Raw genomic sequence first — 10,803 nt, forward strand, 5'->3', positions numbered from 1 at the left:
CTGACGATTACGCAGGTCGGCGAGCTTTCCCGCCGTCGTGTGAATATCGGGCGTGGTCTGTGGCCGAACCTGTGTCATTGTTGATCCCAACTGTTGCGTGCACGCTTGTAGATTCCTTGCGGCCCAAAGCTTGTTCTGTCGTCGATTCCGTGGGTGTACAACCATCACCGGTGGTGGCACCAGGAAGAAGTCGTGCCGGGCCACCACGTACTCTGATCTCCTCGCGGCGACCCGGTCGGGGTCAGGCTTTGCGGGCGGCAGCGTGTCCGGTGTCGGTGTGGTGGAATCGCTCGGCGTAGCCGATGTACCAGTCGAGTGCCCCTGGGTCCGCCACGGTCGCGCGGTTGATCGCCACCTGCGGCGCCACACCTTGGATCAGCTTCTTTACTGGGATTTCGAGTCGCTTACCAGTGCGGGTCACCGGGACCGCCGGCACGTCGATCACCTCGTCGGGCACGTGCCGTGGGGAGACCTGCGTTCTGATGGTAGTGCGGATCTTGTTAAGCAGTGCCTCGTCGAGTGTGTACCCGGGGCGCAACACGACGAACAGCGGCATGTGGTAGCCGCCGTTGGGCAATTCTGCACCGATCACCAGGGATTCGGCGATCTCGGGGAGGGTCTCGACCGCTTGGTAGATGTCCGCGGAACCCATCCGCACTCCGCCACGGTTGATGGTCGAATCCGACCGGCCGTGAACGACACACGCCCCGTCGGCCTCGATCGTGATCCAGTCCCCGTGCCGCCAGACGCCGGGATAGACGTCGAAGTAGGCCTCTCGGTAGCGGTGGCCGTCGCTGTCGTTCCAGAAATAGATCGGCATGGACGGCATCGGAGCGGCGATCACCATCTCACCGACCTCGCCCGTCACCGGCTCACCCGCTTCGTTCCACGCCTGGACATCGACTCCGAGGTAAGGGCCTTGCAGTTCCCCCGTTCGCACCGGACAGAAGGGGTTGGCTCCGATGAATCCGGTTGCCACATCGGTACCACCGCTGTCGGAACCCAGATGCACATCGTCGGTGACCGCGTCGTAGACCCACCGCCAGGTGGTGTCCGGCAGCGGCGAGCCGGTCGACATGATCGAACGCAGCGCAGAAAGGTCGAACTCGTCCCCGGGCCGTGTGCCGGCCCGCTCGCACAAGGTCAGGTACGCCGCCCCGGTTCCGAACCGGGTGACACCGTGCTCGGCGCAGATCCGGAACTGATGGTCGGGTCGCCCGTACGTCGGGCTTCCGTCATAGGTGACGAGGGTCGCGCCGGTGGCCATGGCATCGACGAGCATGTTCCACACGACCCAGGCGGTGCTCGCCGCGATGAACACTCGGTCGGCGGGACCAAGATCGTAGTGGAGGGCGTTGGCCTTGAGCGCCTCGAGCAGAATGCCGCCGTGTGAATGCACGATGCCCTTGGGTAGGCCCGTCGTACCCGAGCTGTACAGGATCCACAATGGATGATCGAACGGTACTTGTTCGTAGTGCGGCTGTGCATCGCCCACAACGAGATCTGCATAGTCTGCGACGCCGTCCGGGGCCGCGACCGTCTCGTCGAGATTGCGGACCAGAATGGTGTGACGGACGGACGGGAGCTGTTCCCGGAGGCCGGCGAGAAGGTCGATCCGGTCGATTCGTTTCCCGTTGAACTGGTAGCCGTCGACGCCGATCAACACGGTTGGCTCGATCTGTGCGAATCGGTCCGTCAGTCCTTTGAGCCCGAAGTCCGGTGCGCAGCACGACCATATGGCTCCGACGCTGGCAGCGGCGAGCACGGACACGATCGCAGGGGCAATGTTGGGAAGTACGGCCGCGATTCGATCACCGGGACGGACTCCGACGTGGCGGAAGTGCGCTGCGAGGTTGGCGACCTGCGCCACCAGTTCTTGCCGGGACAGCTCACCGCTGATCCCGTTCTCGTTGACCGAGATGATCGCGGCACCATCGCGCTCGCCGCCGCGGAGAAGATTTTCGGCCCAGTTCAGGTGGGCATTCGGAAACCACTGCGCACCAGGCATTGTCCGATCGGTCAACACCGCGGTCGACGGCGCCGAGGCGATCACGTCGAAGTGCTCCCAGATCGAGGACCAGAATCCGTCGAGGTCGTGGACCGACCACCGCCACAAGGAGTCGAAATTGGTGGTGTCGACCTGCTTTTCAGCTGCCAACCAGCGCTGGTACTGCGCCAGTCGGGAAGCGCTGATGCGCTCGGCCGAGGGTGACCACAGCACCTCACGTCCAGACTCGGACATCGGTGGCGTTCCTTTCACCTGGGTTTCGGGAGCTCACGGACGCGGGCGCCGGGCGCGTCCACGTCCGTGAGCAGCATGTTTCGGAGGGTGTCGTCAGCGTGCGAGCACGGTGCCGAAGACGCGTGTGAGCTCCCCAGCCGGATCAGCGTTGCCACTGGTGCTGCGCCAGGCGACGTGGTTGTCCGGGCGAACCAGGATGGCGCCGGAATCGTCGATCTGGCGGAGGGCGGCCCACGTGCCCTGACTGTCGGTGAAGGGTCCGCTCTCGGTGATCTGCGCGATCTTCAGCCGGATGCCGAACTTTTCCTCGACCACCGCGGCTGCAGTAGCCCACGCCTCGCCTTCCGACCCGACGATCAGCACGAAGCAGGCGCAGTTCTCGGTGAGGTCGTGCGTGGAGATCTGCTCTTCGGAGTGGCCGATCCAAGCATGAGGGAGCCGGTGCCCGGGCCGAGTGGTGGGGAAGTACACGCTGCCGAGGGGGTCACGCGGCGGGGCTTCGCTTCCGTCCGGGACCAGTGCACCGTTCGGGTAGGAGAACCCGATCTCGAGATCGTGCGCCTGGAACTCGGTGCGCTGGGTATTGATAACTTCCGCGGCGCGCGCTCGGCGTGTCTCGCCCATGGGTGTGTCGGAGAAATAGTCCCGGAACACCTGAATCTGCGCTTCGAGGGGCTGGCCGGGGATCACCCCGATGCCGGAATCGATGACCAGGTGGTTGAGGAAGGTGAACATCGCCCAGTCGACATTCCGCATCCCGACCACGCGACGTTCGGCCTCGTAGGTGTCGAGCAGTGCGGGCGCGGCGTCGTCACGGAGCACGGCCGCGAGCTTCCATGCCAGATTGTGTGCGTCCTGGATAGCCGTGTTCAGTCCCAGACCGGTGGTCGGCGGGTGACGGTGCGCGGCGTCGCCGGCGAGGAAGACGCGGCCGACCTGATACTTGTCGGCGAGCACTCCTTCGAGGATCCAGTGGCTGACGTGGCGGACCTCGAGCTCGAGATCGGGCAGCTTGAGGAGCTCGCGCAGGCGGGGGACGATCGCCTCCTCGTCGAACCGGGCGGGATCGTCGGGCCGGAAGGTGAAGTGGAGGACGAACTCCTCGGAGTTTTTGCCCCAGGTCGGTCCCATCGCGGCCATGGCCCCGCTGGCCCAAGAGCCGGCGCCTTCGGGGTTGAGCAGCCAGGTGATCAGGACATCGTCTTCCCAATACTGTGACAGATCAGCGGTGAAGTGGGTGCTGACCATGTCGAGGAGACCGCTCGGGCCCTCCATCTTGACGCCGAGTGCGTTACCGACGGTCTTGCCGCCGTCGGCGGCGATCAGGTACTTGGCGTGGACGGTGTACGTCTCCTGTGTGTCCAAGTCTTTGATGAGGGCATGGACGCCGTCGTCGTCCTGCTCGAAGGTCAACAGTTCGCGGTTGAAGTGGATCGACGTCGGGGCCCGACGTTCTGCGTGCTCGCGCAGCAGCGGTTCGAGTCTGATTTGCGGGTAGTTGCTCGAGGGGCACGGGCTGTCGACGGCGTACTTCGCTTCGAGGCTGCCGCCGCCGAAGGACTCCATGGAGAACAGCGTGCGGCCGTCGAGTTCGCCGTCGCCACCGAGCGAGGTCACCCATCGGGTCTTGCCCATGTTCTTCGGCTTGGTGCCTACCTCGTAGATGGAGTCGGCCACACCGTACTGGCGGAGGACCTCCATGGTGCGCTGGTTGAGATAGTGCGCCTTCGGAAGGTGAGAGGTGCCGCTGTGACGTTCGACGAGGTGATGCTCGACGCCGAGCTCGGAGAGGAAGATCGAGGACGACAAGCCGCATCCTCCACCGCCGACGATGAGGACCGGAACGGTGATGTCATGCATGGGTAGTGCTCCTTCTAGCGGATGTGAGGTCGCCGTCGCGGACGGGAACGAAGTGGTGGCGCATTTCGCCGATACCTTCGGCGCGGGTGACGAGTTCGTCCTCCGGGCCGATCAGACGCTTGGGTTCGCGAACCCACCCCACGCCTCCCGGAGTGCCGGTGAAGATCAGATCACCGGGGCGCAAGGGCAGGATCGTGGACAGGTAGGCCACGAGCTCCGGGATGGGGAAGATGAGATTGCGGGTGCGTGATTTCTGCATCTCTTGCCCGGAGAGGACAGTACTGACCTCGATGTCGTCGCGGTCAGCGAACTCGTCGGGTGTGACCAGCACAGGACCGATGGGCGCGAAGCCGGCGAAGGACTTACCGAGATTGAACTGCTGCGGCGGCGGACCGGAGAGTTGCAGTTCTCGTTCGGACAGGTCCTGGCCGATCGTCAACCCTGCGACGTAGTCCCAGCCATCGCTGGCATCGATGTGCCGGGCGTGCCGACCGATGACGGCAACCAGTTCGACCTCGAAGTCGACCGAGCCGGGTGGGAGCTCGATGTCGTCGTAGGGACCCGTAACCGCAGCGGGGAACTTGGTGAACACGAAAGGGGTCTCCGGCAATTGCAGGCCGGCCTCTTCCACGTGATCGCGGTAGTTCACGCCGACCGCGAAGATCTGCCCGGGCCGCGGGACAGGGGCCTGGAGTTCCGATTCGATGACCGGCGATCCTCCGGTGGTGTCGACCGACTTCGCCCACTCGACGAACTCGTCCCACCGGTCGAGGACGGCGTGGGGATCGGCGGAGAATTTGTGGTCGCTGGCCTCTTCGACATCTACCGCGCGACCGTCGACGACGATCTTGAGGCGCCCGGATTGATTTGCCACTCGCATGGGGAGTCCTTTGATGATGAAACGGTGCCGGTCGTGAAGTGGGCCCGGAGCGCTCGTCCAGGCCCGGATTCGATCAGTTGGTCAGGGCGACCATGGGGTCGGGCAGGTCCGGGCTGGTCTCCTTTGCCCACGAATGGGTGGTGATCTGCTCGATCGGCGTTCCCTGCAGGATGGCCTGTCGCATGAGCGCGGGATCGAACGCCACCCCGATCGGGTTGCCGTCGTACTCGGGCCCGTTCATGTAGGCCGTTGCCTCTTCCGGTGTGGCGAAGTTGTCGATCTGCAGCTCGACGAAGTTCCCGTCGGGATCCTGGTAGTACAGCGACGTCGTCACGCCGTGCTGGATGGGAACCTTGGGCTCGATTCCCTTCTCCTTCAACGCATCGTGCCGGTTGAGGAGATCGTCGAGGGTATCGAAGGTGTACGCGGTGTGATGCATGCCGGCGGCACCGGGGTTGCGCGGCGCGAGCTCGACGGGTGCGCCCAGCAGTGCGACGCGGTGGTGCTCCTCGTCGAATGTGATGAAGCACAGACCGTGCCCCTCGTAGACGACGTGAGCATCGAGCACGGTGCAGTACCAATCGCGCATCTCTTCGAGACGGCTCGTCTGCAGCACCACATGCGCGAACTTGGGTGTGGCGGTCATCGTTGACTCCTTTTGGTGTCCAATGGCCAGTCGGCGCTGAGGCCGACGTGGCACAGGGTGGTAATACCTGACTCACTCGCTGAAGCTCATAACGAGCGCCCGTCCGAGGTTGGCGGCCGTCAGTGTGGAGCGGATCACTGCGTGTAATACGTTATAACAGAGGTCACGCGGGTTGCCAAGACTCGGTCCGTCGGGGTTTTCGCATAGCTGCCGTGCCGATCGGACCTGTAGGGCGACGTTCCCGAATCTGCTTTGCGTCACCCGTCTTTGCCTGAGGCACAACGAACGATGGACGAGGACCGGTGGGCGCATCGGGTGGTGCGGGCGCCTGCCGAGCTGCGATCCGATCGAATACCGGACCACCACGATGAATTAGCCGAGCGATGTCCCTCGCTGCGGATGCGCGAGAAACGAAGGGGGTGGAGACGCCCACCAGGACTTCCGGTTCGGCGTGAGGCCGTCCACCTTCAATGAGGATTCGTTCGGGATCGACCACCCGCACGGACGCTTGGTCGATGCGTGCGATCGTCCCAACGATCAAGAACGTGTACTCACGCTCGCTGCTGTTCCGGATCGCGACCAGTCGGGCCCGCTCGGCTCCGAGGCATAACTCTTCATCGAGTGACACCCGCGGTTTCGATGGGGGCATATCGTCGCCCACCGAGTCCGGCTGCCCTGCTGTACGCGGCGAGCCCTCTCGCGCCTCCGGGTCGATGGAGGCTGCTATGGCGTTCATCCGACCTGCCACTTCCTTCTGATGCTCCAGACCGCGATGCGATCTCTCTCTCCCCATTGTTGTGATGCGGAGCACATTTTTCTTGGGCTCAATATGAGGAGATCGGGCGCATGTTTGCGCTCTGCGCCAAATCGAACATCGGCCGCCGCCGCGCCGGTGCTCCAGTTTTGCGACTCCCGCCAACGCGCACAGTGTTATAACATAAAACGGGATGCCGAAGATGTGCGGCAGCGGCGCTCACGATGCCAGCAAACCGACTCCGTTCGATGAGAGCACGGCTCGCTTGATGCGTGTCGGTGTCTCACAGAGGACGGATCGACTTACTACTCGCAGTGGAGGGTCGCCGGGACGAGGTGTTCACCACCCGGCTGCTCCTGAACCGATGAAGTCGGCTACGTCGTCACACCAACCCCGGACTGCTTCGGATGTCCGGACAACCTGAGGAGAGAAATCGATGAAAGCGGCAGTGGTGCACAGCTGGGGCGACGCCGACCAGCTCAGCGTGGAAACAGTTCCCGATCCCACCCCCAAAGACGGCGAGGTGCTGGTCGAGCTGCGTGCGAGCTCCCTGAACTGGCACGACGTGATTCTCCGCCAAACCGGACGAGGTTTCACAACGCCGAGCATCCTGGGCATGGACGGTGCAGGAACACGGCTCGACACCGGTGACGACACCATCATCTATCCCTGCTTGAACTGGGGTAGCGCCGAGACGGCACCAGGGAAGGACTTTGCCATCCTCGGTGACGGCACCGACGGAACATATGCGGATTTGGTGTCCGTCCCCGCCGACAACCTGTTTCCCAAGCCGGAGCACCTCTCGTGGGAAGAGGCCGCAGCCCTGCCCTGTGCAGGACTGACCGCCTACCGTGCGATGTTCACTCGTGCCGACCTCCAGGAAGGTGAGACCGTTCTGGTCCTCGGCGCCGGAAGTGGAGTCTCCACGTTTGCGGTCGCATTCGGTGCTGCTGCCGGCGCACACGTACTGGTGACGTCGTCGAGCAACGACAAGATCGAATCCGTCCGGGCGATCGGCGCGGAGCGAGGCTTCCTTTACACGGATCCGAACTGGGTCGAACAGGTCGTCCAGGCCACCGGCGGTGGAGTCGACGTGGTTATCAGCGGAACCGGCGCCAACCTGGCCGAGGCCCTCGGATGCCTCAAACCGGGTGGTCGGATCGCCGTCTTCGGCTCGAGCGCCGGCAGAACGGCGACGTTCGAGGTACCGAGCCTCTACTTCGGCCAGTTCACGATCTTGGGCACCACGCTCGGCAGCCCGACAGACTTCGGTCAGATGCTTCAATTCGTCGAGAAACACCAAATTCGGCCGGTCATCGACTCGACGTGGGCTCTCGATGACATCGTCGCAGCTCACCAGCACCTCGAGTCACGTCGACACCTCGGCAAGATCGTCCTGGTGAACAAGGCCGAGTGAGTTCGCCCGGCACCAGGGTCGATCTGAACACCATGTGACCAGAAACCGATTCAAGCGGAGGCGTCACCCGAGGCACAAACCCCGGATGACGCCTCCACGTGAACCCAGGATCCGCCGGGGTTGGGATCCATCGAGGACAATTCCGCGCAATACCTACCGTCAAATTTTGGCGCTGAGTCCTAGAAGCATGTGTTGCGCGTCACGTAGCCTTCAATATGTCCATCGAGCCGCCAATCGGACCAGGTCAACCCCACCCGGTGGATTGCCGTCGACTGGATGAACCAGTACCGCCGGAGTGCCTGCGAGACCGCGAGCCGTTCACGAGGCGGATGTTGACGGCACATAGCCGAAGGAGCAGGTGATGGCCACCGTGGAAGGACGTTGGGTCAGCCAGCTCAAAGTGGGCGACTCGAAGCGGATCCAATCGGTCTGCTCGACCGAGTTACTCGAGCTGGCAGCTGGCCAGGTTGGGTGGGAAGCATTGGATTGGGCTGTCGCGGTGGGAAAGGAGCTCGCGCAGCGGTGTGTCGAGATCTTTCCTGAGTTCGGCGACCGGCCGGCCCAAGTGGCAACTGTTCGTCTCGGTACCGAATCGGCGGCGATCATCACCATGCTGGCAATCGACGGCCACGACTTCCAGATGCCGGAGATCAACGACGATACGGTTCGGGCAATCCAAGAGTGGGTTCAACGGGGGGTCTCACTGTTGACGATTTGGGCGGCCGTCCGCAAGGGACACCAATGGCTCGCAGATGAGTACATGCGTGCGTGCATGGAAATGGTTCCTGGGGAAGAGCAACCGGTTCAGCTTCAGTTGATTTCGCAGGTTCTGCTGCGCTTCATCGACGGCTTCTCCGAAGCCATCGGACGCGAGTACGAGACCGAATACGGGCGGTGGATGACGACAACCGCCGCTGCACGTGAGCAGGTCGTGCGAGCCCTCCTCGGTCATGAAGGGTACGACATCTCCAGTGCAGAAAAAGAACTCCAATACTCGTTGGCGCACAGTCATCACATCGGCCTGATCCTGTGGTCCGATACCAACGACCTGCGGCGGAACTCGCGATTGAACAAGATCGCCGATACGGCGCTCAGGGCCTGCGGCGCGGAACAAGTACTCCTGATTCCACACGGTCAATCCACATTGTATGCATGGGGAAATCACCCACGGTCGACCTTCCCGCGGCACGTCGACGTCGACCTCGACGGTGACGCCCCGGTACGGGTAGTGATCGGACGAGCGCACGAAGGACTGGCAGGCTTCATCCGAACTCATCACGAGGCTCAGCAGGCGCGAGTAGTACTCGACGCCCTGCCGGGACTGAGGAAGCGCAGCGTCGACTTCGCTGATGTGCACCTGCTGTCCGTCCTGGTGCAAGACATGGAGAAGGCCCGCGGCTTTCTCGAAGCCGAGCTGGGCGAGCTCGCCGCTGACGACCCGCAGAGCTTGACGCTGCGGCAGACCGCAGAAGCGTACCTACGCCTCAAGCACAGTCCCCTCGCGGTAGCCAACGAACTTTACGTTGTTCGCAACACCGTCATCTATCGCCTGAAGAAGATCGAACAACTTATCGGGCATTCGCTCGATGAACGAGCGCTCGAAACGTGGACTGCCCTTGTGCTCAAGGATGGAATCACCGCGTGCGCAGACCACCCGTGACGGCATGCCAATCCCCTACCGGACAGAACGGAACGACGCCATGACAACCTCGATGATCGAAACCCGTGACCATGACTCGCAGCACGGCGGCTTCGAAAGCGGTATTCGAGCCCTGGCGGCAGGCGAGACAATCGTGATGATTGACGATTCGCGCATCGTGTTAATGGCATGCGCCGGCACCGTCACCACCGAACAGATGGCCTTCATCATCCGCCATACCAGTGGCTTTGTGCAGGTCGCCCTTCACGAGATGGTGTGTGACCGACTTCTCCTCGCCGAGGCGATTCCCTCGGATCGGTATGCTCCCGCACACGCCCGCGGACAGTGTGTTGCCGTAGATGCTGCAGTGGGAACGACCACGGGAATATCCGGTGCAGACCGTGCCCGTACAGCGCGCGTGCTGGCCGATCCCTCCACCGAACCGAACGGCCTCACGCGGCCGGGCCATCTCGTCCCCGTCCGTGTCATGGCATCGAACGGGATTGCTCGGACCGTCCCTGCTCTCGCGCTGGGATTGACCGATTGGGCGCATCCATCCCGTTCCGGCGCAGTGTTCGCGGAACTCGAAAGCTTCGATTCTCCAACGCAACTCGCCGACTCGGAGGAAGCAGTCAGATTTGCGTACCAGCACGGACTCGTCACCGTGCATACTGGCCGCGCATCCGCGCCTGGCCAGTGAGTCTCATCCGAATCGTCACACGGTCGGTCGGGTTGTTGCGCCCGCCGGCGCAACGAGTTCGGCCGTCGCGGAGGGGTTTGCACAAGCGGAACGTCAGCTGTCGCTCCGGATAGTGCTGGCGAGTCTCCAAGATTGTTTGTATTGCATTTAATTTCAGGCGAATTGGATGCACCACGCGGGTGCCGTTCTTGTCGACGCGACCAACCGCATTCGCTGTCCCGAGGTCGGGGCTGCGAGCGGAGGCGAAGTCGTCGCCGGGTATTGGGCCGCGTTCGAGGGCGTTTGTGCGTGGTGCTCTTCGTCCAGAGGGAATTGCGAAACCACGCACATCCATTGCTGCGCAGCATCTTGCGACGGCGTCGGCGGGAAAAAAAATTGTACGCGAAATCATTCAGGCCTTGACGTTATAACATAGCTCAGCATAATGTGGTCTAGCGCACACAGATGGCGCAATGACTCTCCCAGAGGCTCGGGATCGAGGAAGTCGATCCCTGAAAAGTGCCTCGCGAAACCGGACGTACACCAAGATGTGCGGCTTCTTGGAGCCACATCAACGAATCAATATGGAGGACAAAGTGACTGCTACTGCGATGCCGCGCGACACCCGGGATCTGTTGGCGGAGGCGGTGAAGATCGCTCCGGTGGTGGCCGAGGCGGCGCCGGAG

At 62.9% G+C, this 10,803-nt stretch carries 8 protein-coding genes; 3 read left to right on the plus strand and 5 right to left on the minus strand.

Translation table 11 applies throughout. The features are described 5' to 3' along the window. The 5 genes from P3H15_RS51265 to P3H15_RS51285 all read right to left on the minus strand — a co-directional run. On the minus strand, window positions 1-207 hold a 207-nt coding region (locus tag P3H15_RS51265), incomplete at its 3' end, for a hypothetical protein (protein WP_276144364.1). A 34-nt stretch (window positions 208-241) separates the two neighbouring features. Continuing rightward, on the minus strand, window positions 242-2,242 hold the full coding sequence (locus P3H15_RS51270) for an acetoacetate--CoA ligase (RefSeq protein ID WP_276144365.1): 2,001 nt from the start codon (window positions 2,240-2,242) through the stop codon (window positions 242-244). A gap of 93 nt (window positions 2,243-2,335) precedes the next feature. Beyond that, window positions 2,336-4,102, minus strand: a complete 1,767-nt coding sequence (locus P3H15_RS51275; RefSeq protein WP_276144366.1) for an FAD-dependent monooxygenase — start codon at window positions 4,100-4,102, stop codon at window positions 2,336-2,338. After that, window positions 4,095-4,982, minus strand: a complete 888-nt coding sequence (locus P3H15_RS51280) for a fumarylacetoacetate hydrolase family protein (protein WP_276144367.1) — start codon at window positions 4,980-4,982, stop codon at window positions 4,095-4,097. Before P3H15_RS51280 ends, P3H15_RS51275 begins: the two co-directional genes overlap by 8 nt. 73 nt (window positions 4,983-5,055) lie before the next feature. Then, window positions 5,056-5,628: a VOC family protein gene (locus tag P3H15_RS51285; protein WP_276144368.1), complete on the minus strand. Its 573-nt coding sequence runs from the start codon at window positions 5,626-5,628 to the stop codon at window positions 5,056-5,058. 1,190 nt (window positions 5,629-6,818) lie between these two features. Here P3H15_RS51285 and P3H15_RS51290 point away from each other — a divergent pair. The 3 genes from P3H15_RS51290 to P3H15_RS51300 all read left to right on the plus strand — a co-directional run bounded on the left by P3H15_RS51290 (window position 6,819) and on the right by P3H15_RS51300 (window position 10,138). Further along, window positions 6,819-7,799, plus strand: a complete 981-nt coding sequence (locus P3H15_RS51290) for a zinc-binding dehydrogenase (protein ID WP_276144369.1) — start codon at window positions 6,819-6,821, stop codon at window positions 7,797-7,799. A 361-nt stretch (window positions 7,800-8,160) separates the two neighbouring features. Further along, on the plus strand, window positions 8,161-9,459 hold the full coding sequence (locus tag P3H15_RS51295) for a CdaR family transcriptional regulator (RefSeq protein WP_276144370.1): 1,299 nt from the start codon (window positions 8,161-8,163) through the stop codon (window positions 9,457-9,459). A gap of 40 nt (window positions 9,460-9,499) precedes the next feature. Next, window positions 9,500-10,138, plus strand: coding sequence for a 3,4-dihydroxy-2-butanone-4-phosphate synthase (locus P3H15_RS51300; protein WP_276144371.1), 639 nt, complete (start codon window positions 9,500-9,502; stop codon window positions 10,136-10,138). Window positions 10,139-10,803: the final 665 nt, after the last annotated feature.

Origin of the sequence: Rhodococcus sp. T2V (genome assembly GCF_029269925.1) — a bacterium.
Taxonomy (GTDB): Bacteria; Actinomycetota; Actinomycetes; order Mycobacteriales; family Mycobacteriaceae; genus Rhodococcus_F; species Rhodococcus_F koreensis.

Excerpts from the sequence above, each read along its gene's own strand:
- P3H15_RS51285 (WP_276144368.1), bottom strand. The coding sequence starts at position 5,628 with ATGACCGCCACACCCAAGTTCGCGCATGTGGTGCTGCAGACGAGCCGT.
- P3H15_RS51270 (WP_276144365.1), bottom strand. The coding sequence starts at position 2,242 with ATGTCCGAGTCTGGACGTGAGGTGCTGTGGTCACCCTCGGCCGAGCGC.
- P3H15_RS51275 (WP_276144366.1), bottom strand. The coding sequence starts at position 4,102 with ATGCATGACATCACCGTTCCGGTCCTCATCGTCGGCGGTGGAGGATGC.
- P3H15_RS51295 (WP_276144370.1), top strand. The coding sequence starts at position 8,161 with ATGGCCACCGTGGAAGGACGTTGGGTCAGCCAGCTCAAAGTGGGCGAC.
- P3H15_RS51290 (WP_276144369.1), top strand. The coding sequence starts at position 6,819 with ATGAAAGCGGCAGTGGTGCACAGCTGGGGCGACGCCGACCAGCTCAGC.
- P3H15_RS51280 (WP_276144367.1), bottom strand. The coding sequence starts at position 4,982 with ATGCGAGTGGCAAATCAATCCGGGCGCCTCAAGATCGTCGTCGACGGT.
- P3H15_RS51300 (WP_276144371.1), top strand. The coding sequence starts at position 9,500 with ATGACAACCTCGATGATCGAAACCCGTGACCATGACTCGCAGCACGGC.